The 25,211-nt window shown below is 66.8% G+C and carries 25 protein-coding genes; 14 read left to right on the top strand and 11 right to left on the bottom strand.

Annotated elements, in window-relative coordinates:
* Positions 1–36 precede the first annotated feature (36 nt).
* From ACQPYR_RS08350 to ACQPYR_RS08330, 5 genes are all read left to right on the top strand, one after another.
* Positions 37–417 (top strand): DUF3499 domain-containing protein, encoded by a 381-nt coding sequence (locus ACQPYR_RS08350; protein WP_083898166.1) that lies wholly within the window; start codon positions 37–39, stop codon positions 415–417.
* A gap of 61 nt (positions 418–478) precedes the next feature.
* Positions 479–1,849 carry a phosphomannomutase/phosphoglucomutase gene (locus ACQPYR_RS08345; protein WP_433635060.1) on the top strand — a complete coding sequence of 457 codons (1,371 nt, stop codon included), beginning with the start codon at positions 479–481 and terminating at the stop codon, positions 1,847–1,849.
* Between the two features lie 484 nt (positions 1,850–2,333).
* Positions 2,334–3,557: a tobH protein gene (locus ACQPYR_RS08340; protein WP_433601641.1), complete on the top strand. Its 1,224-nt coding sequence runs from the start codon at positions 2,334–2,336 to the stop codon at positions 3,555–3,557.
* On the top strand, positions 3,557–4,777 hold the full coding sequence (manA, locus tag ACQPYR_RS08335; protein ID WP_433629588.1) for a mannose-6-phosphate isomerase, class I: 1,221 nt from the start codon (positions 3,557–3,559) through the stop codon (positions 4,775–4,777). Before ACQPYR_RS08340 ends, manA begins: the two co-directional genes overlap by 1 nt.
* Before the next feature lie 269 nt (positions 4,778–5,046).
* Complete coding sequence (locus ACQPYR_RS08330; RefSeq protein WP_433629586.1) at positions 5,047–5,964, top strand: cation diffusion facilitator family transporter; 918 nt, start codon at positions 5,047–5,049, stop codon at positions 5,962–5,964.
* 55 nt (positions 5,965–6,019) lie between these two features.
* Here ACQPYR_RS08330 and ACQPYR_RS08325 read toward each other — a convergent pair whose 3' ends face one another.
* Positions 6,020–7,483: a phytoene desaturase family protein gene (locus ACQPYR_RS08325; RefSeq protein WP_433629583.1), complete on the bottom strand. Its 1,464-nt coding sequence runs from the start codon at positions 7,481–7,483 to the stop codon at positions 6,020–6,022.
* A 35-nt stretch (positions 7,484–7,518) separates the two neighbouring features.
* On the bottom strand, positions 7,519–8,115 hold the full coding sequence (locus ACQPYR_RS08320) for a TetR/AcrR family transcriptional regulator (RefSeq protein ID WP_433629581.1): 597 nt from the start codon (positions 8,113–8,115) through the stop codon (positions 7,519–7,521).
* Between the two features lie 103 nt (positions 8,116–8,218).
* On the opposite strand from ACQPYR_RS08320, the gene ACQPYR_RS08315 reads away from it, so the two are divergent.
* Entirely contained in the window at positions 8,219–8,638 is a 420-nt protein-coding gene (locus ACQPYR_RS08315; protein ID WP_433629579.1) for a DUF4267 domain-containing protein, read from the top strand.
* Positions 8,638–8,865, top strand: a complete 228-nt coding sequence (locus ACQPYR_RS08310; protein WP_433635059.1) for a DUF4287 domain-containing protein — start codon at positions 8,638–8,640, stop codon at positions 8,863–8,865. The genes ACQPYR_RS08315 and ACQPYR_RS08310 overlap by 1 nt, the downstream gene beginning before the upstream one ends.
* Before the next feature lie 61 nt (positions 8,866–8,926).
* On the opposite strand, the gene ACQPYR_RS08305 is transcribed toward ACQPYR_RS08310, so the two are convergent.
* Positions 8,927–10,315 (bottom strand): cation:dicarboxylate symporter family transporter, encoded by a 1,389-nt coding sequence (locus ACQPYR_RS08305; RefSeq protein ID WP_433629576.1) that lies wholly within the window; start codon positions 10,313–10,315, stop codon positions 8,927–8,929.
* Positions 10,316–10,446: 131 nt separating this feature from the next.
* Between ACQPYR_RS08305 and ACQPYR_RS08300 the strand changes: the two genes are divergently transcribed.
* Both ACQPYR_RS08300 and ACQPYR_RS08295 read left to right on the top strand, forming a co-directional pair.
* A complete protein-coding gene (locus tag ACQPYR_RS08300; RefSeq protein ID WP_433629573.1) occupies positions 10,447–12,114 on the top strand; it encodes an ATP-binding protein in 1,668 nt (555 codons plus the stop codon).
* Positions 12,111–12,812, top strand: coding sequence for a response regulator (locus tag ACQPYR_RS08295; RefSeq protein WP_433629570.1), 702 nt, complete (start codon positions 12,111–12,113; stop codon positions 12,810–12,812). Before ACQPYR_RS08300 ends, ACQPYR_RS08295 begins: the two co-directional genes overlap by 4 nt.
* A gap of 30 nt (positions 12,813–12,842) precedes the next feature.
* Here the strand turns inward: ACQPYR_RS08295 and ACQPYR_RS08290 are convergent, their stop codons facing one another.
* Complete coding sequence (locus ACQPYR_RS08290) at positions 12,843–13,430, bottom strand: helix-turn-helix domain-containing protein (protein WP_433629567.1); 588 nt, start codon at positions 13,428–13,430, stop codon at positions 12,843–12,845.
* A gap of 82 nt (positions 13,431–13,512) precedes the next feature.
* Between ACQPYR_RS08290 and ACQPYR_RS08285 the strand changes: the two genes are divergently transcribed.
* The gene (locus ACQPYR_RS08285) at positions 13,513–14,526 is read left to right on the top strand and encodes an NAD(P)/FAD-dependent oxidoreductase (protein WP_433629564.1); all 1,014 of its coding nucleotides are present in this window, start codon (positions 13,513–13,515) and stop codon (positions 14,524–14,526) included.
* Positions 14,527–14,529: 3 nt separating this feature from the next.
* Here ACQPYR_RS08285 and ACQPYR_RS08280 read toward each other — a convergent pair whose 3' ends face one another.
* From ACQPYR_RS08280 to ACQPYR_RS08270, 3 genes are all read right to left on the bottom strand, one after another.
* The gene (locus tag ACQPYR_RS08280; protein WP_433629561.1) at positions 14,530–15,843 is read right to left on the bottom strand and encodes a cytochrome P450; all 1,314 of its coding nucleotides are present in this window, start codon (positions 15,841–15,843) and stop codon (positions 14,530–14,532) included.
* A 103-nt stretch (positions 15,844–15,946) separates the two neighbouring features.
* A complete protein-coding gene (locus tag ACQPYR_RS08275) occupies positions 15,947–16,669 on the bottom strand; it encodes a TIGR03089 family protein (RefSeq protein WP_433629558.1) in 723 nt (240 codons plus the stop codon).
* Between the two features lie 18 nt (positions 16,670–16,687).
* Positions 16,688–18,163 (bottom strand): LCP family protein, encoded by a 1,476-nt coding sequence (locus ACQPYR_RS08270; protein WP_433635058.1) that lies wholly within the window; start codon positions 18,161–18,163, stop codon positions 16,688–16,690.
* A gap of 230 nt (positions 18,164–18,393) precedes the next feature.
* On the opposite strand from ACQPYR_RS08270, the gene rfbD reads away from it, so the two are divergent.
* The 3 genes from rfbD (at position 18,394) to ACQPYR_RS08255 (ending at position 21,445) form a co-directional block, all read left to right on the top strand.
* Positions 18,394–19,260 (top strand): dTDP-4-dehydrorhamnose reductase, encoded by an 867-nt coding sequence (gene rfbD, locus ACQPYR_RS08265; protein ID WP_433629555.1) that lies wholly within the window; start codon positions 18,394–18,396, stop codon positions 19,258–19,260.
* Positions 19,261–19,351: 91 nt separating this feature from the next.
* Entirely contained in the window at positions 19,352–20,251 is a 900-nt protein-coding gene (locus tag ACQPYR_RS08260) for a glycosyltransferase family 2 protein (protein WP_433629552.1), read from the top strand.
* Positions 20,252–20,365: 114 nt separating this feature from the next.
* Entirely contained in the window at positions 20,366–21,445 is a 1,080-nt protein-coding gene (locus ACQPYR_RS08255; protein ID WP_433525167.1) for a sugar phosphate nucleotidyltransferase, read from the top strand.
* 11 nt (positions 21,446–21,456) lie between these two features.
* Here ACQPYR_RS08255 and ACQPYR_RS08250 read toward each other — a convergent pair whose 3' ends face one another.
* Positions 21,457–23,034, bottom strand: a complete 1,578-nt coding sequence (locus ACQPYR_RS08250; protein ID WP_433629549.1) for a carboxylesterase/lipase family protein — start codon at positions 23,032–23,034, stop codon at positions 21,457–21,459.
* Positions 23,035–23,185: 151 nt separating this feature from the next.
* Here ACQPYR_RS08250 and ACQPYR_RS08245 point away from each other — a divergent pair, with 151 nt between their 5' ends.
* Positions 23,186–23,413 carry an FmdB family zinc ribbon protein gene (locus ACQPYR_RS08245; RefSeq protein WP_433629546.1) on the top strand — a complete coding sequence of 76 codons (228 nt, stop codon included), beginning with the start codon at positions 23,186–23,188 and terminating at the stop codon, positions 23,411–23,413.
* Positions 23,414–23,442: 29 nt separating this feature from the next.
* Here the strand turns inward: ACQPYR_RS08245 and ACQPYR_RS08240 are convergent, their stop codons facing one another.
* From ACQPYR_RS08240 to ACQPYR_RS08230, 3 genes are all read right to left on the bottom strand, one after another.
* A complete protein-coding gene (locus ACQPYR_RS08240; protein WP_387296931.1) occupies positions 23,443–23,733 on the bottom strand; it encodes a SelT/SelW/SelH family protein in 291 nt (96 codons plus the stop codon).
* Positions 23,734–23,750: 17 nt separating this feature from the next.
* On the bottom strand, positions 23,751–24,140 hold the full coding sequence (locus ACQPYR_RS08235; RefSeq protein ID WP_433629543.1) for a YchJ family protein: 390 nt from the start codon (positions 24,138–24,140) through the stop codon (positions 23,751–23,753).
* Positions 24,141–24,490: 350 nt separating this feature from the next.
* A complete protein-coding gene (locus tag ACQPYR_RS08230) occupies positions 24,491–24,877 on the bottom strand; it encodes a hypothetical protein (RefSeq protein WP_433629540.1) in 387 nt (128 codons plus the stop codon).
* Positions 24,878–25,211 lie beyond the last annotated feature (334 nt).

Genomic DNA, 25,211 nt, shown 5'->3' with positions numbered 1-25,211 from the left:
AACGTCGAGCGCGTTACTCTCATCGGCGTGATCCCCATGCGTCGTTGCTGCCGACCAGGTTGCAAGAATCCCGCTGTTGCGACGCTCACCTACGTGTACTCCGACTCGACCGCGGTGGTCGGGCCACTGGCGACGGTGGCCGAACCGCATTCCTGGGATCTGTGTGAAACACATGCTTCCCGCATCACCGCACCAAAGGGTTGGGAAATGGTTCGCCACGAAGGCGGATTCTCTTCCAGCACACCGGATGACGATGATCTGACGGCATTGGCCGAAGCGGTCCGCGAGGCCGGGCTGCGCCGCCGTCCACCGGAGCACGACCAGCGTGGCTACTCCGATTACGCCCCGCCCGCACCGCGCGCCACGCGCACCGGCCGGCGCGGACACCTCCGAGTACTCCCGGACCCACCCAGCTAGCAGTCGGGACGGGACCGTGTCAGGGGCGTCGGCGCGAGCCACTAGGGTGGTCACCATGACTGTGGCCCGCTCTGCCGAATTCGTGAACGCGGTGATCAAGGCTTATGACGTTCGCGGGGTCGTCGGTGAACAGATCGACGGAGAATTCGTCAAGGATGTGGGGGCCGCGTTCGCGCGGTTGATGCGCGCCGAGGGCGCGACCCGCGTGGTCATCGGACACGATATGCGCGAGTCCTCCCCGGAACTGGCCGCCGCCTTCGCCGACGGCGTACTCGGCCAGGGCCTCGACGTGGTGCACATCGGACTCGCCTCGACCGATCAGCTCTACTTCGCCTCCGGTGACCTCGACTGTCCCGGCGCGATGTTCACCGCAAGCCACAATCCGGCCCGCTACAACGGCATCAAACTGTGCCGAGCGAAGGCGCTTCCGGTCGGTCAGGACACCGGTCTGGCGACGATCAAGGACGAGGTGATCAACGGGGTTCCCGGCTACGACGGAACGCCGGGCAGCGCCACGAAAGTCGATCTGCTGACCGATTACGCGAAGTTCCTGCGCGGGCTGGTCGATCTCGATGATGTCCGCCCGCTCACCATCGCGGTGGACGCGGGTAACGGCATGGGCGGGCACACCGTTCCCGAGGTGCTAGGCACCGTGGCGCAGCTGACCCTGGTGCCGCTCTACTTCGAGCTGGACGGCTCGTTCCCCAATCACGAGGCCAATCCGCTCGATCCGAAGAATCTGGTCGATCTGCAGGAGCTGGTCCGCAAGTCCGGCGCCGATATCGGCCTCGCCTTCGATGGCGACGCCGACCGCTGCTTCGTGGTGGACGAGAACGGCAATCCGATTTCGCCGTCGGCGATCACCGCCCTGGTCGCCGAGCGTGAGCTGGCCAAGGAACCGGGCGCGGTCATCATCCACAACCTGATCACCTCGCACGCGGTGCCCGAACTCGTGCACGAACTCGGCGGCACCCCGGTGCGCACCCGGGTCGGGCATTCGTTCATCAAGCAGGAGATGGCGGCCACCGGCGCGGTATTCGGCGGTGAGCATTCCGCGCACTACTACTTCCGCGATTTCTGGGGCGCCGATTCCGGCATGCTCGCGGCCCTGCACGTGCTCGCGGCGCTCGGTGAGAAGGACCGGCCGATTTCGGAGCTCATGTCGTCGTACGAAACATATGCGGCGTCCGGAGAGATCAACTCGACAGTGGCGGACGCGAAGGAGCGGACGATGGCTGTGGTGGACACATTCGGAGATCGGGCCATATCGGTGGACCGGTTGGACGGGGTCACCGTCCAGCTCGCCGACGACGCCTGGTTCAATCTTCGCGCGTCGAATACCGAACCGTTGCTGCGGCTGAATGTCGAAGCCCGGTCGACGGAGGAAGTAGACGCACTGGTGACCGAGATCCTGAGCATCGTCCGATCCTGACCGCAATAGTGGAACCAGGGCGGATGAAATCACACATCCACGACTCGGTGACGGAGCAAGCAGACGGCTCAGCCCGACAGCGAGATCCTGAGCATCCTCCGATCCTGACCGCAATAGTGGAACCAGGGCGGATGAAATCACACATCCACGACTCGGTGACCGTCACTTGCGCTGGGTTCGGCGAGCGGGGAGGAAGTAGACGGCTCGGCCCGATACTGAGATTCCGAGCATCGTCCGGTCCTGCCTGGGATAGTGGAATCACAGCCGGAATGGACGCGCAGGCTCACGATTCGACGCCCGAGGAAGGGGACGGCTCAGCCCGATACCGCGATTCTGAGCATCGTTCGCTCCTGACTGGAATAGTGGAATTACAGACGTTGGATTCGCCCGACCCGGGCGCCCGTGTCGATCCCTCCGAGTCGACAGCCCGGGTGGGAGCAGGGCGGGACCGCACACAGCGCGATGAGGGGAGGTGGGACGCCCGATGATCGCTGGAACACCGGTGCTCGACCTCGACGATGCCGCTTCGCTCGAGGCCGCCGATGTCGGCGGCGCCCTGCGCTCTGCGGCATCCGGCGGCGCGCAGGTACGCGCGACCGCGGCAGCAGTCGGCGAGGACGCGCTCGCGCGCCTCGCGGATCTGCGACCACGCAGCGTGGTGTTGGTCTCCGGCTCGGGCCGGGCCGCACGCGCCGCGAGTCTGATCGTCGCCGCACTCGGCGACCGTGCCGGCCTACCCGTGGTCCCGGTCGCTGCCCTTCCACCATGGGTCGGCCCGCTGGACGTGGTGCTCGTCGCGGGTGACGACGCGGGCGATCCCCGGCTGATCGATGCGGTCGACCGGGCACAGCGTCGGGGCGCCGAGGTTGTGGTCGCCGCGCCGCACGAAGGTCCGCTGCGGGCCGCGGCGGCCGGGCGTACCTCACTGCTGGAGCCGCGGATTCCGGTACTGGACCACAATCGTCTACTGCGCTTCCTCGCGGCCTGTATCGCGGTGCTGCGCATCGTCGATCCGACCCGCTCCGGCGCGGCGGTACCCGATCTGACCGAACTGGCCGATGTGCTCGATGCCGAGGCCTTGCGCGATGGGCCGCACAACGAGGTCTTCCACAATCCGGCCAAGACGCTGGCCGCGCGCATGCAGCAGCGCGCCGTCGTGCTGGCCGGGGACTCCCCGGCCGCCAGCGAACTCGCCGAGCACGGCGCCGAGGTGCTGTTGCAGTCGGCGGGCAAGGTCGCCACTGCGGTGGATCTGGCCGAGGCCGTGGCCGCCAACCCCCGAATGGTCGAGGCCGCAGGCGAATCCGCGCCGAACTTCGATCCGCTGTTCCACGACGAGGAACTCGACGGACCGGCGCCGGTGGAGCGCATCCGGGTGTTCGTGCTCAGCGCGGATCTGGATCAGGCCGCGGCGCGGCGCCGGCTTGCCGTCTTCGGCGGCAACGGATCGGGTCTGGTCGACGCCGATCTGGTGAGCGCGGATATCGAACCGCTGCACACCTCGCTCACCGATCCCGCCGCGCCCATGCCTGCCAGAGTGGACGATTCGGGCGCGCCGCTGCCCGGCACCATCGCCCATGCCAGCGAACTCGAACAACTCGCCGTACTCGCACTGCGCTTGGAGATGGCCGCCGCCTATCTGCGGTTGATCGGCTCGCGCAGTGGTGCGACACAGTCCACGGAACAGCTCGACGGGGGACACTACTAGTGCACGAACTTGTTGGTGCGCTGCGTTCCTATGCCTGGGGTTCACGCACCGCACTCGCTCAGTTGTGCGGCCGACCGGTCCCTTCCGCGCATCCGGAGGCGGAGCTGTGGTTCGGCGCGCATCCCGCCGATCCGGCGCATGTCCGCCTGGAGAACAGCACCCGCTCCCTGCTGGAATTGGTCGCGGACGATCCGGAGCGTGAACTCGGGTCCGCCGCACCGGAGTTCGGCGGGCGACTGCCGTTCCTGTTGAAGATCCTGGCCGCCGAGGAACCGCTATCGCTGCAGGCGCATCCGAGTTCGGCGCAGGCGCGGGCCGGATTCGAGCGCGAGAACCACGCGCGAGTGCCACTGGATTCGCCGATGCGCAACTATCGCGACGAGAACCACAAGCCGGAATTGGTTGTCGCGCTGGACCGGTTCGAGGCGCTGGCCGGATTCCGGGATCCACATCGCACGGTCGAGCTGCTGCGCGCACTGGATGTGCCTGGACTGCGCTCATATGCGGATCTGCTTGCCGCCCAACCCGATTCGGCCGGACTACGGACGCTGTTCACGACCTGGATCACGCTGCCGCAGAATGTCCTCGCCACACTGCTCCCCCAGGTGCTCGACGGATGCGTGCGCTATCTCTCGGTGAAGGGCGCCCGGGAGTTCACCGCCGAGGCGCGCACCACACTCGAACTCGCCGAGGCATATCCGGGCGACGCCGGTGTGCTGGCCGCGCTGCTGCTCAATCGGCTGACGTTGGAACCGGGACAGGGACTGTTCCTCGCGGCGGGCAATCTGCACGCGTATCTGCGCGGGCTCGGCGTCGAGATCATGGCCAATTCCGACAATGTGCTACGCGGCGGTCTCACACCCAAGCATGTCGATGTGCCGGAGTTGCTGCGGGTGCTGGACTTCGAGCCGATCAATCTGCCGGTGGTGCTACCGGAACCGGCGGGTGACGGGTCGGTGCTCTATCGGACCCCCGCGCCGGAGTTCGCGCTGCGGCGGTTCGATCTGACCGCGGGAGCAGGGCAGGTACCGCTGACATCCGCCGGGCCGGGAATCGTGCTGTGCACCGGGGGGACTGTGCGGCTGTTGCAAGGGGTGAGCGAGCTGGTACTGGAACGCGGCGCGGCGGCGTGGATATCGGCGGCCGACACCGAGATTCGCGCCCAGGCCGTCGACGGCGACGCCCAGTTGTTCTGCGCCTGCGTCGGTGGCACGAACTGACCTGTCGACCAGCTTGTTCGTCTGCTGCCCTAGGCTGTTCGTTCGACGGGCCTCCTAACCGGACGACAGCGGAGCGAGTCTTACGAGCGACGTTCGCGGCCCGTCTCGCGTCCGACTGGCCGAAGCGCATGCGACGAAGTCGCACGTCTCGACGGCGCCGCTAGCGACTGCTCGCAGGTCGCTCGAAAGGGTCGGACGCGAGACACCAGGGGGCCGCGAACACGCAGCGCCGCAGGCGCTGCAAATCGGATAGAGGAGGACCTACCCAGATGTCGGCTGGTGGTGGCAAAAAGGCGATTCTCGCCGCGTTGTCGGCGAACGCGGGGATCGCGGCGGCGAAGTTCGTCGGCGCGTTCATCACCGGTTCCGGGTCGATGCTGGCCGAGGCGGTGCACTCGGTCGCGGACACCGCCAACCAGGGACTGCTGCTGCTCGGCCAGCGCCGCGCCGCACAGGATGCCGATGAACTGCACCCGTTCGGATACGGGCGCAATCGCTACTTCTATTCGTTCATCGTGGCGCTGGTGCTGTTCACCCTCGGCTCGATCTATGCCATCTACGAGGGCATCCACAAGGTTCAGCATCCGGAGGAGCTGAGCAATCCGATCGTCGCGATCGTCATCCTGTTCATCGCGATCTGCCTCGAGGGCTTCAGCTTTATGACAGCGATGCGGGAATCCATCCCGCTCAAGGGCAATTCGAGCTGGTGGCGGTTCATCCGCAATTCGCGCAGTCCGGAACTGCCGGTGGTGCTGCTGGAGGACACCGGCGCGCTGGTCGGTCTGGTCTTCGCATTCGCGGCGGTCGGGCTGACCATGCTCACCGATGACCCGGTCTGGGACGGCATCGGTACTCTCGCCATCGGCGCACTGCTCGGCGTGATCGCGCTGATCCTGATCGTGGAGATGCAGAGCCTGCTCATCGGTGAGGGCGCGACGCCGGAGGAGGACAGGGCGATCCGGGCCAACCTGGTCGACGGCAAGCGCATCGACCGGGTGATCCACCTCAAGACGCAGTACCTCGGGCCGGAGGAGATCCTGGTGGCGGCCAAGATCTCGATCGTGCCCGATCTGGATATCGAGGACATCGCCGCGGCCATCGATGACGCGGAGGCCAGAGTGCGGGCGGCCGTGCCCGCCGCGCGGGTGATGTATCTGGAACCCGACCTGTACCGGACGCAGGCCTGATTCGATGATCGCCCGCGCGTTCTGCCGCGCGATCCGACCCACGAGAAGTTGATGCTCAGGCGGGATTCGGTGTGCGTAGCAGATCCAGTGGGTCGGTGTGAATGCCGAACTCCATGCGCAGCACGTGCCGCGCGGCATGCAAACCGGACATGCCGTGGACACCGGGGCCGGGCGGGGTCGAGGCGGAGCAGAGGTAGACGCCGGGTAGTGGTGTGGCGTATGGGTTCCAGCGGGGGACCGGGCGGAAGGCGAACTGGCGCAGCGTCATCGCGCCCGCGGAGATATCGCCGCCGATGTAGTTGGCATTGTGCGTCGGCATTTCGGCGCCGGTGACGACGTTCTTGGCCAGGATCAGGTCGGTGAAACCCGGGGCGAAGCGTTCCACCTGGGCGATGACGGCGGCGCTGATATCACGGGCGGAGCCGTTCGGGACGTGGGCGTAGGTGTAGAGCGTGTGGCCGCCCGCCGGTGCCCGCGTCGGGTCGACCACGCCCGGCTGAATGGCGAGGACATACGGACGATCCGCGTGCTGTCCTGCGGCGATGGTCTTTTCGGCGGCCATTGCCTGCGCGCGGGTACCCACCAGATGCAGTGTCCCGGCGAGTTCACAGCCCGGTGCCCGCCATGGCACCGGCCCGGACAGCGCGAAGTCGACCTTGCAGGCCGCGCCGCCGTAACGGAAGCGGCGCAACCCCTTTGCGTAATGATCCGGTAGCCGGTGCCCCGCCATCCGCAGCAGTTCGGCGGGCGCGGTATCCAGCACAACCGCACGCGCGTCGCCGAATTCGTCGAGCGATTCGACGCGGTGCCCGGTGACGAGCTTGCCGCCGAGGCGTTCGAGTTCGGCGATCAACGCATCCGGAATGGCCTGGCTGCCGCCGCGTGGCAGCACCCAGCCACCGGCGTGCGCGAGTGTCGCCAGCAGCATGCCCGCGCCGGCCGCGGGGATGGCGCGCGGCGGTGTGATCGCATGCGTGGCAACGCCGGTCAGCAGTGCCGGTGCCGTCTGCTCGCGAAATCGTAGGTTCCACAGGGGCGAACCCTGCTCGAGCACCCGCAGTCCGAAGCGCAGTCCGGTCAGCAGGTCGGCCGGCGGACGGCGCAGATCCGACATCGCCAAATCCACGACCTGCCGCCAGTGTCGGACCAGCGGTTCGAAGAGCGCACGCCATGACACGCCGTCGCGGCCGAGACCGGCGGCGGTGCGGTCCAGGTCGCGCCAAGCCAGACCGGCCGTGCCGCCGTCGAGCGGATGCGCGTAGGACACCTCGGGCGCGAGCAGTTCGACACCGTGCGCGGCCAGATCGAAGGCGCGAAAGAACGGCGAGGCCAAGGCCATCGGATGCGCACCGGCGCAAACATCGTGCCGATATCCGGGCAGCGTCAGCTCGGCGGTGCGGCTCCCGCCGCCCGCGGTGGCCTGCGCCTCGTGCACCTCGACGGTGAGACCGGCACGGGCCAGGATCACCGCCGCGGCGAGACCGTTGGGACCGGAACCGACCACGACGACATCAGGCATACCTCGATTCTGCCGGGCCGATCGAGGCTGTGCCGTCACCCGGGCGAGGTATCTCGCACACCCCGTCCCGTCCACTGGCCGAGCAGCACCCGGATGCGCTCCTCGCGCAGGTCATCGACCAGGCGACCGCTGCGATCCAGGGTGGCGATGCCGTGCACCGTGCTCCAGACCACCTCGGTGCCCGCCTGTAGGTCGAACTCGCCTGCGAACGGCGCGTATGCGCTCTGGATCTCACCGAACGCATCGCGCAGCGCCTGTGGTGCGTCGTTGCCGAAGTCGAGTTCGGTATCGAGGACGAACATCGCGTCATAGCGGGCCGGATTCTCGGTGGCGAAGTCCAGGTAACCGCGCACCACGGCCTCGAGTACCGCGACCGGATCCTTCGCGGCCGCTCGCCTTTCCCGCAGATGGGCGGTGAGTTCGACGATTCCCTGCTCGGCGACGGCCGATACGATCGCCGCCTTACCCGCGAAATGGCTGTAGAGCACCGGCTGGCTGTATTCGATTCGTTCGGCCAGGCGACGCACGGTCACCGCCTCCCAGCCCGAGGTTTCGGCGAGTTCGCGTGCGGTGTCGATGATGCGCTGATGGCGTTCGGCGCGTTCGCGTTCTTTGCGGCTCTGCGTGGTCATGGTCGACATTCTAGCAGCGCTAGACAAACTATCGAGGCTCCATTAACGTTGCTCACAGACCTAGCGTCGCTAGATTTCAGAGCAGCAGTTCGAGGAGCACACCATGACCATCTCGCGTATCGCCACCGCCCTTTCCCTCATCGGCGCGGCCTTCATCCTCTACATCGGCATCAGCTACCTGGTCACTCCGGAAACCATTGCCACCGGATTCGGCCTGCCGGAATGGCCGAAGGGCGACGCGGTCGCGTTCATGAATCTCAAGGGCGTCCGCGACACCGTCTCCGGGCTGATCATCCTGGTACTGCTCGCCACCAAGCAGCGCTACGCCCTCGGCATCGTCACCCTCGTCATCGCATTGGTCCCGATCGGCGACATGCTCACCGTGCTCAGCTGGGGCGGATCCACCGCGGCCGCCTTCGGCATCCACGGGCTGACCGCCGCACTGGTCGCGGTGACCGGTGTGCTGCTGATCCGCGAGCGGGCTGTCGCGAATCGACTGGAGCGCGCCGAGATCAACGCCTGATCACCGGTTCCGCAACCACCAAGCCCAAGGGGCCCGCGTCCTACTTCCCGTCGATCGAGGCCAAATACGGTCGCACCATCGACGAGTGGAAGTCCGCCGTGCGCGCGTCGAATCTGGCCTCGCACAAGGAAATCGTCGAATGGCTGAAGTCCGAGCACAGCTTCGGCCACGGCCACGCCACCGCGATCGCCCAGCACTACCTGAATCCGGAGAAGTGGGCCGACTGATCCCACCGGCACCACGAAGGGGCCCGCAGATCCTGCGGGCCCCTTCGTTATACGGGTACAGCTAGGCCGAAACCAGATCTTTGGCGTCGTCCTGCTGCGGCCGCGGTCCGTGGTCATCGTCGACCATGGTCCGCTCGTCGAAGGGCAGTTTGCGATCGAGGACCGTGTGCACTCGGTCCACATCGACGGTCTTGGTCCAGGTGCCGACCAGCACCGTGGCGATGGCGTTGCCCGAGAAGTTGGTCAACGCACGGGCTTCCGACATGAACCGGTCGATTCCGACGATGAGGCCGACGCCGTCGAGCAGTTCGGGACGATGGCTCTGCAATCCGCCGGCCAGCGTGGCCAGACCCGCGCCGGTAACACCCGCCGCGCCCTTGGAGGCGACGATCATGAACAACAGCAGGCCGACCTGTTCCCCGATGCTGAGCGGTTTGCCCATCGCATCGGCGATGAACAGCGACGCCATGGTCAGATAGATGGCGGTGCCATCCAGGTTGAACGAGTATCCGGTCGGCACGACGACACCGACCGTGGTCCGTTCGACGCCGAGGTGCTCCATCTTGGCGATCAACCGCGGCAGCGCCGACTCCGAAGAAGAGGTGCCGAGGATCAGCAGGTACTCCCGCGCCAGATAGCGGACCAGCTTGAAGACCGAAACCCGCGACACGCTCCACAGCAGCACGCCGAGCACGCCGAAGATGAACACCAGACAGGTCAGGTAGAACGCGACCATCAGCAGCGCGAGTTGCTTGACCGCATCGAGTCCGGTCTTGCCGACCACATTCGCGATCGCGCCGAACGCACCGATCGGGGCCAGCCACAGGATCATCGACAGAATCCGGAACACCAGCTTCTGCAGCGATGCGACACCGCGCAGGATCGGCTCGCCCGTCCGCCCCATGGCCTGCAGCGCGAAGCCGACCAGGAGCGCGATGAACAGCGCCTGCAACACACTTCCGGTGGTCAGCGAGGACACCAGCGTGGTCGGGATGATGCTCTGGATGAAGTCCCAGGTGCCGCCCGCGGCATGGGCCTGATCGGCCAGCTTCGCACCTTGCTTCGCGGTCTTGGCGATGTTCATGCCGGAGCCCGGCTCCAGCAGGTTGCCGACCACCATGCCGATGCCGAGCGCAACTGTCGACATGACCAGGAAGTAGCCGAGCGCAAGCCCGCCCACCTTGCCGACATTGGCGGCCGAGCGCACCGAGCCGATGCCGAGCACGATCGTGCAGAAAATGACCGGCGCGATCATCATCTTGATCAGATTGACGAACATCGTGCCCAGCGGGCCGACGTCCTGACCGAATTCGGGGGCCTTCCAGCCGACCAGAATTCCCGCGATGACGGCGACGATGACGGCCAGATAGAGCCAATGGGTGCGGTCGCGTGGCACCGGCCGCGGTGGTGTTTCGGCGGTGTCCGTTGTTCGGTCGGTGCTATCGCTCATGCGGGTGAAGTCCTCTTCAAGTGGTACCGGCGTGAGGTGACTCACGCCCTCACGTGCACAATGTTGGCTGCCCGAGGTGACGGCGGTCACGCTTTGGTGCATTACGTTCAAAATGGCACGAGGGAAAGAAAGTGTTGCGCGGTGAGAAACACGGGGGACGCGGTCGGCTATCGCTGGCCGGACAGGCCTTCGTGCTCCAGCTCGTGGTGCTCGGGCTGGTCATCGGAATCGGGGCGGTGCTAGCGGTCCTGGACACCAGGCATCACAGCGATGTCACCACCTCGCGCGAGGTCACCGATGTCGCGGTGACGGTCGCACAGGCACCCTCCACCATCGAAGCGCTACGCACCGCCAACCCCACCGCCCTGCTGCAACCGGTGACCGAACGGACCCGCATAGCGACCGGGATGGACTTCATCGTGGTGATGGCCCCGGATCGGACCCGGTACACCCACACCACACCCGAACGCATCGGGCAGCCGTTCAGCGGCAATATCGATCGGGCACTGGCCGGGGAGACGTTCACCGAGACGTTTTCCGGAACGCTCGGGCCCTCCATTCGAGCGGTCACACCGGTCTATGACGACGGTCGCATCGTCGCATTGGTGTCGGCGGGCGTAACGCGGGCGCGGATCGGCGCTCAGGTCGGCACGCAATTGCCGTTGATTCTCGGCGTGGCCGCGGCGGGTCTGGTGGTCGCGGCGGCGGGTTCGTTCCTGCTGAGTCGCCGGATTCGCCGACAGACGCACGGTCTCGCGCCGGATGAGCTGCGCACTATGTACGAACAGCACGATGCGGTGCTGCATTCGATCCACGAGGGCCTGGTGGTGTTCGGTCCGAACAATGACGGTGCCGAAGTCGTCAACGATGAGGCGCGCAGGCTGCTCGATCTGCCCGATGGGCCCGTCACGCGCGCGGATCTGCCGATCTCGATGCAGCGAATGAGCTGGGGGGTGGTCCGCGACGAGATGCATGTGACCACGGATCGGATTCTGCTGGTCAATCAAGACGTCGTCACCTGGGAGCGGCGGCCGATCGGCACCGTGATCACCATTCGCGACCACACCGAATTGCGCACCGTAATGGGTGAACTCGATTCGGTGCGGGGTTTCGCGGAATCGCTGCGCGCACAGGCGCACGAATCGGCCAACCGGTTGCACACCGTGATCACCATGGTCGAGTTGGGGCGCTATCGAGAAGCAGTGGAATTCGCGACCGCGGAACTTCAACTGTCCCAAGCCCTTATCGATCGGCTACTCGCCTCGGTCGGCGATCCGGCACTCGCCGCACTGCTGCTCGGCAAGGTGAACCAGGCCGCCGAGCGCGGCATCGAGCTGACGATCACCGAGGATACGGCACTCGACTCGACCGCACCGCTGTCCGCGCAGGAGACGGTGACGCTGGTGGGTAATCTGATCGACAATGCCATCGACGCAGCTGCCGACGACTCGGTTGGCTGGGTGGAAGTGACTGTGCGTCAACAGGATTCGTCGGACGTGGTCGATCCGGCGCCGGCGCCGGATCCGGCGGTTGCCATCGAGTCGGCGACGGCGTCGGATTCGGTGCGATCGGCGAACGATTCGGCACTGTATGTGCGCGTCGCGGACAGCGGGCCCGGAATGTCGGCACAAACCTTCGCCCGCGCCGCCGAACGCGGCTACTCCACCAAGGCCGACCATCAGGGCCTCGGGCTGGCACTGGTCCATCGCCTTGTCGACCGGCACGGCGGCGTGATCGGCACCGAACGCGATCCGGAAAGTGCCGTGACCGTGACGATCCCACGAAAGGATGCGCGATGATCCGAGTGTTGATCGTCGAGGACGAGCCATTGATCGCCGAGGCGCACCGCGCCTACGTCGAACGGATTCCGGGCTTCAGCGCGGTCGCGGTCGCGCACACCGGTCGCGAGGCCATGCGCGCCGCCGCCGATGCCGCCGCCGAGAATGCGCCGATCGACCTGGTGCTCATGGATATCGGACTTCCCGATGCCAGCGGCCTCGACGTGGCCGCCGCCCTGACCGGCCTCGCGCCCCGTCCCGACGTCATTGCCATCACCTCGGCCCGCGACCTGGCCATGGTGCGCACCGCGGTCTCCTATGGCGTGGTCCTCTATCTGCTGAAACCGTTCACCTTCGCCGCCTTCCGCGACAAACTCGAACGCTACCGCGAATTCCGCACCGCCCTGCCCGCGGGCGAAACCGCCATCTCCCAACAGGACATCGACCGCGCCCTCGGCGCCCTACGCACCTCCGACCAACGCGCCACCGCCCCCAAAGGCGTTGCCCCCCAAACCCTGGACGAAATCTCGCGCACCGTCCGCGACGCCCCCGGCGGCCTCACCGCCGCCGACACAGCCAGCAAGGTCGGCGTTTCGCGCATTACAGCTTGGCGCTACTTGGAAAAGCTGGCCGACGACGGCCTCGTCGACCGCAAATCCGACTACGGCCGAGCCGGCCGCCCCAAAACCCGCTACATCTGGAAAATCCGCCCGGAATAGATCGCTATTACGGATGGGCAGTGCGGTTTGTCAGTTCGGGCGGGGTTTGGGGGTGGTGCGGAGGTGGGCGCGTTCGCCTTGTTTGCCGAAAAGGCTCAGGAATTCGACGGGGTCGGGGCCGGCTGTGCCGAACCAGTGCGGGACGCGGGTGTCGAATTCGGCGGCTTCGCCGGGGGTGAGGACTACATCGTGTTCGCCGAGGATCAGGCGGAGGCGGCCGTTGAGCACGTAGAGCCATTCGTAGCCCTCATGGGTTCGTGGGTCGGGCTCGCGGCGGATATTCGGGGGGATCACCAGTTTGTAGGCCTGGATGCCGCCCGCTCGTCGGGTCAGGGGCAGATAGGTCATGCCGTGGCGGGTGGTCGGGCGCAGGTGGATGCGCGGGTCGCCGGTGGGTGGGGCGTCGACGAGTTCGTCGAGGGTGACGCCGTGCGCTTTGGCCAGCGGCAACAGTAATTCGAGGGTTGGGCGGCGGGCACCGGATTCCAGGCGCGACAGGGTGCTCACCGAGATGCCGGTTTCCGTCGAGAGGTCGGCCAATGTGATTTCGCGCTGGCGGCGCAGCGCACGTAACCGAGGTCCGACCGCGTCGAGGGCTTGGCCGAGGTCGTTGTCCATGCCCACCAGATTGCCATATTGGCAAGTTTGTTTGCCAATATCGGCGACCGGGTCGCATGGTCGTTTCGAGGAGGTAGTCACGGTGACTGATCAATTGAATGACGGCTATGACGTGGTGGTGATCGGCGGTGGCGCGGCCGGATTGAGCGGCGCGCTGATGCTTGCCAGGATGCGACGGTCAGTGGTTGTGATCGATGCGGGGCAACCGCGCAATGCCCCGGCCGAGGGCGTGCACGGACTGCTCGCCAGGGACGCAACGCCGCCGGGCGAATTGCTCGAACGCGGTCGGGCTGAGGTCCGCGGCTATGGCGGACATGTGGTGAACGGCGAGGTCATCACGGTCGCGCGGGATGGCGACGGATTCGCGGTGTGCCTCGGCAACAGGTCCGTGCGGGCGCGTCGGCTCTTGGTGACCACCGGTCTGGTCGATGAGCTGCCCGAGATCGCGGGACTGCGGGAGCGTTGGGGCCGCGATGTGATCCACTGCCCGTACTGCCACGGCTGGGAGGTCCGCGACCAGGCCATCGGTGTGCTCGGCAGCGGCCCGATGGGGGTGCACCAGGCACTGCTGTTCCGTCAGCTCACCACCGATGTCACGTACTTCTCGCACACCATGCCACTGACCGCCGAACAGTCGGAGGAGTTGAACGCCCGCGGCATCCGCGTGGTGCACGGCGACGTTACGGCGCTGGAGATCGTCGACGACCGCCTCGCGGGAGTGCGGTTGAGCGACGGTACCGTAATCGCCCGCGAGGTCGTGGTGGTCGGCTCGCGGATGGTGGCCCGAGCCAACTTCCTCGAAACACTCGGACTGCAACCGACCGAACACCCGGCCGGTGTCGGCGAATACATCACCACCGACGCCACCGGCCGAACCGATGTGCCCGGCGTCTGGGCCGCAGGCAATGTCACCGACCTGACGGCCCAGGTCGGCGCGGCTTCAGCAGCAGGCGCGGCCGCCGGAGCTCAGATCAACGCCGATCTGGTCGCCGAGGAAACCCGTCGAGCCGTTGCCGCCTACCGCGAACCGTTCTCCGCCGAAACCGAAGCGCGACTGTGCGAGGCCGTTACGGGCGATCATCGCCACGGCATATAGCCCTCAGACCGTCGTCGGCTCGGGAGCCGGGGTGCTGGCCCGGCGACCGAGCCGAACCGGCATCCGCTCATATCCGTGCAGTGTGAACAACTTTCGACGCTGCGGCGCCCCATCGAGTTGCAGGTCAGGGAAGCGCTCGAACAAGGATTGCAGCGCGTAGGTGGCTTCCATGCGGGCCAGGCTCGCCCCGAGGCAGACGTGGATGCCGCTACTGAATGTCAAGTGCTCCTTGGCATTCGAACGTCCTACATCGAAGACATCCGGATCTGCGAAGACGGCGGGATCGCGGTTCGCACCTGCCAGCGACAGCACCACGGTATTGCCCTTGTGCAGCTGCACACCCTCGAGCTCCAAGTCGGTCGATGCGATTCGCGCCGTCGTCTGCACCGGCGCATCGATGCGCAGCACCTCTTCGACCGCATTCGGCCAGAGATCCGGTTCGGCGCGCAATCGATCCAATTGTTCGGGATGCGTGACCAATTGGGCGACGCCGTTGCCGATCAGGTTGACCGTGGTCTCGAAGCCCGCGCCCATCAGCAGGCTCGCGGTCGCCTTCAAGGCGAAATCGTCGAGTTCACCCGAGGTGACCAGACTGCTGAGGATATCGTCGCCCGGTTCGCGGCGCAGTCGCGCGATATGGCCGTCGAGGTAACCGTTCATCACCTCCATCGAGCCGAGCGCACGCCGGAATGCCCGCCAGGAAATCCCGATATCGAGCAGCGGCGTCATCCGATCGCCCCAGTCCAGGAAGAGCTTTCGGTCCTTTTCCGGGAAGCCGAGCATTTCCGAGATGATGGCGATCGGCACCTGCGCGGCATACGACGCGATCAGATCGGCCGAACCGCCCGAGGGCAGCGCACCGAGCAGTTCCTCGGTGACGGTCTCGACCCGTTCCCGCAATCGGCGGATCGCACGCGGGGTGAAGGCCGACGCGACCGGCTTGCGCATCTGCGTATGCTGCGGCGGGTCGATGACCAGCATGGACGGCGGTTCAACCGGATTGGGCGGCAAGGGAAGTCGCTCGGCGAGCAATTGCAGCGGCTTCGGAATATTGAAGCTGTCGGTGGTGCGCACACCGAATCGGTTGTCCCGCAGCACGGCTCGGCACAGCTCATGGTCGAAGCTCGCCCACGCGATCGCGGTGCGCTGCAGCCGCCCCTGTCCGCGCAGCCGCTCGATCAGTGGATAGGGATCGGCGAGACCATCGGGTCCGCCCATCAGTTGGGCGAACGGATCGCCGCGGCGCGCCTGGGTGCGCAGGGCCAACCGCGGCGCACCCTGCACCGATAACCACCGGAACCAATACTGCGGCTTCATCACTTCACCAACCCCATCGTTGCGCGACAATTCCACCGTACGTACTCCCCGGCCAGGGTGGAACGTCCCATGGTCGGACGCCGACCTATACCAGGGTAGGAGCTCAGCCGCGCTGCGCGGTGACCCGCTCGGATTCGATGCGCCGCTCGCGCAGCGCCGGATCCGGATTGACCACCTGCACCAGTGCGGCCCCCGCCGCCAGCACCGCGACAAAACCATCGATCAGTTCGGCCGGGGTATCCCAGGAAGTGCTCGAAAGCACCCGGTCGCCCTCGGAAAACCCTTGCAGCACAGCGGATTTTCTGGCCTCGGCGAGCACCTCGGAGACCGGCATCCCGCCCAGCGCCACCCCGGCGCCGCGCGGCATGAACTGGTCGCCGTGCACCCGTACGGAGGTGGCGAAATCGGTGATGCCGATCGGCAGATCCCGCACCGGCATGCCGAAGGCATCCAACGAGAGCGCGGCGACCTCCGGAATACCGTCGGTCTCGTCCAATCGCTCGGCGGTCGCCAGCGCCAGATCGGCGTCCGGATCGGGCCCGAGCACTACCTCGGTCCCGGCCCACCAGCAGCCGAGCAGCACCGCGGCGGTCTGCCAGTGCGCGGGCAGCAGCACCGCGACGCGCGCGCCTGGGCTCAGCCCGAATTCGTCGCGGATCAGATTCGCGGTCTTGGCCGCCCAGTTCGCCAGGGTCAGCCCGGATAGTTCGATCCGGGCGCCGGTGGCATCGTCGTAGTAGGTGACGCGCGGACCGGCTGGGTCGCGCTCGAGGATCGGATCGAGTACCGCCTCGGTGAGTGTCAGCACGTGGTCGTGGTCACGCATCGGTCAATTCACGCATGGTCAATTCACGCATTTCGGTCCGTTCTGGCCTGCGTCGATCGGTGGAGCCGGCGGTACGGGCGTTGCGGTGCTCGACGTTCTGGAGAAGTCGAACATGCTGCCCGCGGTCGAGCCCGGACCAGAATAGTCGCTTGCCAGCACGACGCTGACCGAATCCGGGGACAACGTGCTGTCCGCGATGACTGTCAGCCCGCCGAGCGCCTTCGCGACCGCCTTGGCCTTCGGATTCGAGGTATCCATCGCGAGCACTCGACTGCTGGTGACACTGGGCCCGGTGTAGTTGCCGACCAATCCCTCTTGGAACCCCTTGGCCGTCAACGCCTGTGCCACCTGTCCCGCGAGCCCGCCGATCCCACTCGCATTGAACACACTGACGCTCACCGATGCCGGATCGATCGTCGGTTCGGCATGATCCTCCGACCTACCGTCGACCAGCGACGCCAAATACGACTTCACCGCTTTCGGATCCACCCGCACGACCGATTCACCATCGCTGGTCGTGTCGTTGAGATCGGCGACCGGAATCGTCTCGAAACTGACCTGACCGCCCGAAAGATCCTTCAACTGTTGCAGAAACGCCAGCACGTCCCAATCGTCGTCCAGCACGACGGTGCGACCGACCGCATCACTGAGATTCTGCAACTTGCCCGGATTGCTCAGTGTCTTGGCGCTGAGGACCTGGCCGACCAACCGCGCCATGAAGACCTGCTGGCGCACGATCCGGTCCAGATCGCCGCGCGGCAGATCGTGGCGCTGGCGCACGAAGCTCAAAGCCTGTGGGCCGTCGAGCTTCTGACGGCCCGCCCGGAAGTCGGCGCCGGACATCCATTCGTCCACGGGATTGTTCAGGCAGACATCGACCCCGCCGACCGCATCGGTCAGCAGCACGAACCCGAGCAAACTGACCTCGGCGTAGTGGTCGACCGTAATGCCGGTGAGATTGGCCACTGTCTTGATCAGCGCCTGGCGACCGGCCTGGGTGGACTGCTTTTCCGCGTCGGCCTCCGAGACACCCTGGTTGATCAGCTTGCGGCGCTGAGCCTCTTTCGTCGCGCCGTAGGCCGAGTTGATCTTGCTCTGGCCGATGCCAGGAATGTCGACATAGGAGTCGCGCGGAATGGAGACGGCGGTGGCGGAGCGGCCGTCGTTCGGGACGCGAACCAGCACGATGGTGTCGGTATTGGTGCCGACCTCATCGCCCGCATGCAACATGGCGCGCTCATTGCTGCTGAGCGGATTGCCGTGCGCGTCGGTACGGCTGTCCACGCCGACCAGCAGGATGTCGACGGCGCCGTCGCTGCCGCCGCCGAGGCCGAGGCCGCCGATGCGTTCGATATTCGAAATCAGCGAGTCGACACTGTGCCAGGCGAATCCGGTGATGAGCAGGACCAGCACCGCCCCGGCCGCGACGAACGCGCGCAGCGGACCCAGGCCGCTCCCGGCTGCGGGCAGTCGCGACGACGCTGTCGCCCTCATCTTCTGCGGCACCACTGCATCCTCTCGCCGAAAACCGAGCATCCTGCTGCGCTTGCCCGCGCGCTCCCAGCTGATGTACCGACTGCGCAGCGCCGGTTCGTAGAAGCCGACACGTCGCTGACTCGACCGCCCCGCCTCCGGTAGCCCCCGTCTTGCTTGCCCCGAGGCTAACCGACGGCTACCGCGGCGGACCACAACCGCAGGTGCCACGGCGTGCCAGACTCGTGCCCGTGACCGCGATATCGCCCGCATCGACCGTAGCCGCGCGCCTCGTCGTGACCGGTGCCGGTGGGCAGTTGGGACGCGAACTGCTGCACCGCGCACCCGATGCCCACGCCTTCGGTCGCGACGAATTGGACATCACGGACGCGGACGCCGTGCGCGCCGCACTCGAACCAGGTGATGTCGTGCTGAACTGCGCCGCCTACACCGCCGTCGACCAGGCCGAATCCGATCCCGAGGCCGCCTTCGCGGTCAATGCGACCGGACCGGCGGTACTCGCTGCCGCCTGTGCGGAGGTGGATGCCCGATTGATCCATGTTTCGACCGACTATGTGTTCGCGGGAACTCACGACAAGCCGTATGACACCGCGGACCCGACCGAACCCGCCACCGTCTACGGCCGATCCAAATTGGCCGGCGAACAGGCCGTGCTGGCAACCGCGCCGCACGCGCATGTGGTGCGCACCGCGTGGGTATACACCGGGCGCGGAAGCGATTTCGTCGCGACCATGCTGCGGCTCGAACGCGAACGCGACACCCTCGACGTGGTCGACGACCAGCTCGGCTCCCCGACCTACGCCGCCGATCTGGCCGCCGGACTCCTGGAATTGGCGGGTCGGCCGGATGCGCCGCGAGTGCTGCACGCCACCAACTCCGGCCAGGTCAGCTGGTTCGAATTCGCGCGGGCGATATTCGCCGGAATCGGCGCGGATCCGACTCGGGTGCGCCCGTGTGACTCGACCGCATTTCCGAGACCCGCACGGCGCCCGGCATATTCGGTGTTGTCCAACCGATCCTGGGCCGATGCCGGACTGACTCCGCTGCGGCAGTGGGAGGTCGCACTCGGGGACGCGCTGTCGGGGTTGTCACAGTAGGCTGCATGCCCGTGAGGGAGCGACAGCGAGTGAACCGTAAACACAGCGCGCAATCGCGCACGACGGAGCCGAGGGTCAGCGAGGCGCAGTCGTGAACGATTCCGGATCTGCTACCCCTGGTGGCCTTGTCGTCGTCACGGTGACTTATTCACCGGGCGAGCACCTCGAGCACTTCATCACCACCCTGGCCGCTGCCACCAGCGAAAAACCGCAGGTGATCCTGGCCGACAACGGTTCGGTGGACGGTGCGCCGGAGCTGGCGGCGGAGGCCAACGCACACGTGCGGCTGCTGCGGACCGGCGGAAATATCGGTTACGGCGGTGCGATCAACCGGGCGGTCGCGGAGATCGATCCGAGCGTCGAATTCATCGTCATCGCCAATCCGGATATTCGCTGGGGCAGCGACTCCATAGACAAACTGCTCGCCGCCGCCAAGCGCTGGCCGCGGGCGGGCGCGCTCGGACCGATGGTGCGCGAGCCCGACGGCAGCGTCTACCCGTCCGCACGCTCGGTGCCCGGCCTACTCGACGGCGCCGGACACGCCATTCTCGGCACGGTGTGGCCGTCGAATCCGTGGACCCTGCGCTACCGCCAGGACAACGAGCAGATCTCCGAGCGGGCCGTCGGCTGGCTGTCCGGTTCGTGCCTGCTGGTGCGGCGGGCGGCCTTCGATTCGATCGACGGCTTCGACTCGCGCTACTTCATGTACATGGAGGACGTGGACTTCGGCGACCGGATGGGCAAGGCGGGTTGGCACAACGTCTTCGTGCCCGACGCCGAGGTCACCCATGCCAAGGGGCATGCGGCCGGACGCCATCCCGAGGTGATGCTGCCCGCGCACCACGCGAGCGCGTACCGATTCCAGGCCGATCGGCATCCGCACTGGTGGCAGGCGCCGTTGCGGTTGGCGTTGCGGGCCGGACTTGCTATCCGTTCCCGAATTGCGGTTCGATCTGCGCTGCGTCAACAGGCGCGGGAAGCCCAGGGCTAACGTCACAAGTTCGGCACACAACAGTGCCGAACCCGTGTCGCTGGGTACTGAAACTGGTGTCTGTCCGGTGACGCGCACCACCGAGCACACGATCCACTGTGAACAGGGAGCATGATGGCAGGAAATGCAGGCACCGACGCCGTGATTCTGGTCGGCGGCCAGGGCACGCGGTTACGTCCGCTCACCCTGTCGGCGCCCAAGCCGATGCTGCCGACGGCCGGACTGCCGTTCCTGACCCACCTGCTCGCCCGCATCGCGGACGCCGGAATCACCCACGTCGTGCTCGGCACCTCGTTCAAGGCGGAGGTCTTCGAGGAACACTTCGGTGACGGCGCCGACCTCGGCCTCGACCTCGAGTACGTCACCGAGACCGAACCGCTCGGCACGGGTGGCGGCATCCGCAATGTGCTGCCCAAGCTGCGCGCCGACAACATCATGGTGTTCAACGGCGACGTGCTCGGCGGCACCGATCTCGGTGCGATCCTGGACACCCACGAGTCCACGAATGCGGATGTGACCCTGCATCTGGTTCGGGTGAGCGATCCGCGCGCGTTCGGCTGCGTGCCGACCGACGAGGAGGGGCGGGTCACCGCCTTCCTGGAGAAGACGCAGGATCCGCCGACCGATCAGATCAATGCCGGTTGCTACGTCTTCCGGCGCGAATACATCGAGAAGATCCCGGCGGGGCGGCCGGTGTCGGTGGAGCGGGAGGTGTTTCCCGCGCTGCTCGCCGAAGGTGCCCGCGTGCAGGGCCACGTCGACTCCTCCTACTGGCGTGATATGGGTACGCCGGAAGACTTCGTCCGCGGCTCGGCCGACCTGGTCCGCGGCATCGCCCCCTCCCCGGCCCTGCCCGGACAGCGTGGTGAATCTCTCGTCCACGAGGGTGCGGGCATCGCCCCGGGCGCGCTGCTCATCGGCGGCACCGTCGTCGGGCGCGGCGCCGAAGTCGGCGCAGGCGCGCGCCTCGACGGAGCGGTGCTCTTCGACGGCGCCCGCATCGAAGCGGGCGCCACCGTGGAACGCTCCATCATCGGCTTCGGCGCCCGCATCGGCCCCCGCGCCCTCGTCCGCGACGCCGTCATCGGCGACGGCGCCAACGTCGGCGCCCGCTGCGAACTACTACGCGGCGCCCGCATCTGGCCCGGCGTCGACATCCCGGACGGCGGTATCCGCTTCTCCACGGATGTGTAGTCCCCACGGACTCAGCTGAAGCCGACGGCCTGTTCGCCCCAGGCGGTGTGCAGGTCGCGGTCCGGGTCGTCGATTACCCGGTCGATGTTGTCGATCAGGAGTGTGGTGCGGGTGCCGGGGCGGTAGGGCGGCCAGTGTTTGGAGCCGTCGATGGCGGCCGGAACACCGTGGGTTGCGAAGGCGAGCCAGCGGCGTTGCATGCGACCGGAGACTTCCATTGCCACCTTGCGGCCGCCGAGCCAGAAGGTGGGATCGTGGTTCAAGGTGCCGAAATTGCCGAAGACATAAGGCAATTCGGTAGCGTGACCGGCGCCGACGCGGGCGGCCTTCAGCATGGGGGTGGCGTGGTCGAAGCGGTACATCCAGGTCGGTGAATGCTGGGCGTGGCCGTCGGCGACCCAGTGGGCCGGCATGCGGAAGGCCGCGTCTGTAGACATGGCAAGCGCGCCACGGGTTTTCGCGAGATCCGGATAGGCCGAGGTGATTTCGGCGATGCGCTCTGGCGACATCTCCGGATGATTGGCGGCCACATCGCGCAGCATGGCATTCACCGCATCCGGGGTCACCGGCATGATCGGCGAGCGGAGGACGCGGAACAGCGAGGCCTCGTCCTTATTGGTGCCGATGATCAGCGGCACGCGATGCGAACGGCCCTGTTGGAAGCGGTCGATGGGATAGGTCGGGACCAGATAACCGTCGACGACCGGCGCGGCGGCCAGTCGGCCCGGCTCCTGCAACGGAATCTCGTCCAGCAGTACGCCCGCGGCCGTCACGATCCGATCGATCGGGCACTCCAGCAATTCGCTTGCGCGCGAATACGGCAATTCGATCAGTTCCAGAAAGCGCTGAGCCACGGCGGCAGCCCGCTCCTGGCCGAAAACCGTTGTCGCGGGCGGACTTTGCGCGATCGCCTGATGGAACAGACCGACCGCATGCGGGGATGTCAGCAGTGCGGTCACGCAGCCGGCACCGGACGATTCACCGAATAGCGTCACGTTGCCCGGATCGCCGCCGAATGCGGCGATATTGTCGCGAAGCCACTCCAGTGCGGCGATCTGGTCGTGCAGACCGAGGTTCGGCGTGAAATCGTCGGAGAGCGAGGACAAGTCGAGGAAGCCGAGCGCGCCGAGGCGGTAATTGACCGTCACCACGACCACGTCACCGGCTTCGGCCAACTTGCGACCGTCGTAGATCTCCTGGGCCGCTGTGCCGAGGCAGTACGCGCCGCCGTGCAGCCACACCAGGACAGGGCGGGGCGCACCGGTATCAGCGGAACTGCGCGGCGACCACACATTGAGCCACAGGCAGTCCTCCCCGGTCCGCAGGTCGGAGTCGACCGGGACCATATTGCCCATTGTCTGCGGGGCGATCTCGCCGAAGGTCGTGCACTCGCGGATGCCATCCCACGGCTGCGGCGGCACTGGCGGCCGGAACCGGTTCGGACCGGACGGCGCGGATGCGTACGGAATGCTGTGCCACACCGCGACCGGTCCGTCCCAGCGTCCACTCACGCGGCCCCAGGTCGTCTGGGCGACCGGCTCGGTGTCGCCGACCTCGGAGCCAGGTTCGATATCGAACTGCGTGGTCATCTTCCACACCTCCTGCCTACGCCCCGACAGGTGCGCTGCGAGTTTGCTCCGGCCGGGTCCAAGCACCTAGCGATCTCTTATCGAGAGTACGTCCAGTTCGACGGTGGGATGGGTGGGACGCACCTCTCACCCTTGGCGCTACGCTGGGCCGATGCCGAGTTATAGCTTCCGGTGCCGCAGCTGTGGCGACACTTTCGAGGTCAACCGTCCGATGGCGGAGGCGTCGAATCCGGCGGCCTGCCCGAACGGCCACGACGACACGGTCAAGCTGCTGACCACATTTGCCACGGTCAGCAGGGGTGGCGGCGGTGCCGCGTCACCCGCGCCCGCGCCGCGGCTCGCAGGTGGCGGGTGCTGCGGTGGCGGCTGCTGCTCCTGAATCCGGCGCGGTGATCGGCGTGGTCGATATCACGCCGGGTCGGGTCGGTCTCGCTTGTCGACGTGGCCGAGGTCACGCTCCGGTGCGACGCGATCACGCACGCGCTGCTTGAGTACGGCGATATCCGGGAATCCGCCGTCCGCCTTGCGCTCCCAGATCTGGTCGCCGTCGATGGTGATGCGGAACACGCCGCCCGTGCCAGGGATCAGCGCCACCTCACCGAGTTCGGTGGCGAAGGTGCTCAGCAATTCCTGTGCCATCCAGCTCGCGCGCAGCAACCAGCGGCATTGCGTGCAGTATTCGATCGCGACACGTGGCATGGGTGGCACGCTACCGGTCACGGTTCGATGATGCCGTCGAGGTACACCCAGGCGCCGTCCACCCGGGCGAATGTGCTGACCTCGTGCAGAGATCCACGTCGGCCTCCGGCCTTGTAGTGGGCGATGAATTCCACGGTGCCGGAGTCGTCGAACGGTCCGCCGCGTTCGGTGCGCACGATCTCCAGAAACAGCCAGCGCTGGGCCGGATCCAGGTCGAGCGTCTGCGGCCGGGTGCGCGGATGCCAGGACCGCAGTAGGTATTCGGTATCGCCGACCGCGAATGCGGTGTAGCGCGAACGCATCAGCGCCTCGGCCGTCACCGCGGGCCGCTCCCCCGCCAGCACCGGTCCACAGCAGGCACCGAACGGCTCCCCACGCTTACACGGGCACGGCTGTGAATCGTCCATGACTCCGAATCTTGCTCGCCGTGCGGATCACTGCTCGCTCCGGGGCCCTGATCAAGATCAGGTGGCACTGGCGGAGGGAGTCCCGCGATGCCGGCGTAGCTTCCACCTGATCTTGATCCATGCGTTCGACGGAGCTCGGGTTGGCGTGTTGTGCGGAGTGTCGCGTAAAGGCGCACTGACATGGGCGATCCGGCAACTCGGGGGCGACGAATCACGGTGTGGATAAGCGGAAGTGTCGACACCGATCAAGGAGCCCGCCATGGGACTGCTGAATGTGTTGAACATGCTGGGAACCGGTTCCGCCATTGCCTCGGAGGGCCTTTCGCTGCTGGCCGGAATCATCGGACTGTTCAGTCAGTCCTGACTTCTCGATCCATCCAGCCGGTGGCGGCTGTGGCGAGTGAGGTGGCGATGGCCGCGGTCTGCTCGCGCCAGCGGCGTAGTTCGGTGACGCTCGGGGCGAGTTCGTAATCGTGGTGGTGAGCGGCACGGGACAGGGCTGCCCATACCGTCGCGACCTGCGCGGCGGTGGCGTCGCCCGCGAATACGCGCAGGGCGAGCAGTTGGGCGCGCATCGGGCAGCGCGCCAATTCCGGTGCCACCCGCAACCACAACTCGTCGACGGATTGTTCGAGCGCGAGCCGCAGAATCCACACCGTCGCCCGCGACCACAGCCCATCGGCATCGGTCACCGACCCGTCGAGCAGCCGATCGACCGCATCGAACCGCTCGGCCACCGTCGGCCGCGGTGGATGCGGTTTCCCCGCCACCCCCTGCTTGCGCGCACCCCCTCGCCGCCCCGCCCCCACCTTCGGCCGCCGAGCCCTCCGAGTCGTCCGACCCTGCCGAGCCGCGCCGCTCTTCCCAGCCGATTCGTCCGGTACCCCGACTCGCCTTCCCGCCCAACGCTTTCCGCCGTGCCCGGCCGACCTCCCCTGCGAGCCGCCAACCCCCTCCCGGCCCGCACCGTCTGCTCGACCCTCGATACCTGGCAACTCCGCGCCACCCAAGGGATCACTATCACGCGCCCGACCATCGTCCGCGTCGTCCGACGTGCCCGCGTCATCACGC

The organism is Nocardia sp. CA-120079 (assembly GCF_050955745.1).
GTDB lineage: Bacteria > Actinomycetota > Actinomycetes > Mycobacteriales > Mycobacteriaceae > Nocardia.
Note: the sequence above shows the minus strand (reverse complement) of the source record. Positions and strands in the feature narration are given on the sequence as shown.

What these genes read in the sequence shown, in the direction of transcription:
- ACQPYR_RS08350 (WP_083898166.1), top strand. Translation starts at nt 37, where the DNA reads ATGCGTCGTTGCTGCCGACCAGGTTGCAAGAATCCCGCTGTTGCGACG.
- ACQPYR_RS08340 (WP_433601641.1), top strand. Translation starts at nt 2,334, where the DNA reads ATGATCGCTGGAACACCGGTGCTCGACCTCGACGATGCCGCTTCGCTC.
- ACQPYR_RS08330 (WP_433629586.1), top strand. Translation starts at nt 5,047, where the DNA reads ATGTCGGCTGGTGGTGGCAAAAAGGCGATTCTCGCCGCGTTGTCGGCG.
- ACQPYR_RS08325 (WP_433629583.1), bottom strand. Translation starts at nt 7,483, where the DNA reads ATGCCTGATGTCGTCGTGGTCGGTTCCGGTCCCAACGGTCTCGCCGCG.
- ACQPYR_RS08320 (WP_433629581.1), bottom strand. Translation starts at nt 8,115, where the DNA reads ATGACCACGCAGAGCCGCAAAGAACGCGAACGCGCCGAACGCCATCAG.
- ACQPYR_RS08315 (WP_433629579.1), top strand. Translation starts at nt 8,219, where the DNA reads ATGACCATCTCGCGTATCGCCACCGCCCTTTCCCTCATCGGCGCGGCC.
- ACQPYR_RS08305 (WP_433629576.1), bottom strand. Translation starts at nt 10,315, where the DNA reads ATGAGCGATAGCACCGACCGAACAACGGACACCGCCGAAACACCACCG.
- ACQPYR_RS08295 (WP_433629570.1), top strand. Translation starts at nt 12,111, where the DNA reads ATGATCCGAGTGTTGATCGTCGAGGACGAGCCATTGATCGCCGAGGCG.
- ACQPYR_RS08290 (WP_433629567.1), bottom strand. Translation starts at nt 13,430, where the DNA reads ATGGACAACGACCTCGGCCAAGCCCTCGACGCGGTCGGACCTCGGTTA.
- ACQPYR_RS08280 (WP_433629561.1), bottom strand. Translation starts at nt 15,843, where the DNA reads ATGAAGCCGCAGTATTGGTTCCGGTGGTTATCGGTGCAGGGTGCGCCG.
- ACQPYR_RS08275 (WP_433629558.1), bottom strand. Translation starts at nt 16,669, where the DNA reads ATGCGTGACCACGACCACGTGCTGACACTCACCGAGGCGGTACTCGAT.
- ACQPYR_RS08270 (WP_433635058.1), bottom strand. Translation starts at nt 18,163, where the DNA reads ATGAGGGCGACAGCGTCGTCGCGACTGCCCGCAGCCGGGAGCGGCCTG.
- ACQPYR_RS08255 (WP_433525167.1), top strand. Translation starts at nt 20,366, where the DNA reads ATGGCAGGAAATGCAGGCACCGACGCCGTGATTCTGGTCGGCGGCCAG.
- ACQPYR_RS08250 (WP_433629549.1), bottom strand. Translation starts at nt 23,034, where the DNA reads ATGACCACGCAGTTCGATATCGAACCTGGCTCCGAGGTCGGCGACACC.
- ACQPYR_RS08245 (WP_433629546.1), top strand. Translation starts at nt 23,186, where the DNA reads ATGCCGAGTTATAGCTTCCGGTGCCGCAGCTGTGGCGACACTTTCGAG.
- ACQPYR_RS08240 (WP_387296931.1), bottom strand. Translation starts at nt 23,733, where the DNA reads ATGCCACGTGTCGCGATCGAATACTGCACGCAATGCCGCTGGTTGCTG.
- ACQPYR_RS08235 (WP_433629543.1), bottom strand. Translation starts at nt 24,140, where the DNA reads ATGGACGATTCACAGCCGTGCCCGTGTAAGCGTGGGGAGCCGTTCGGT.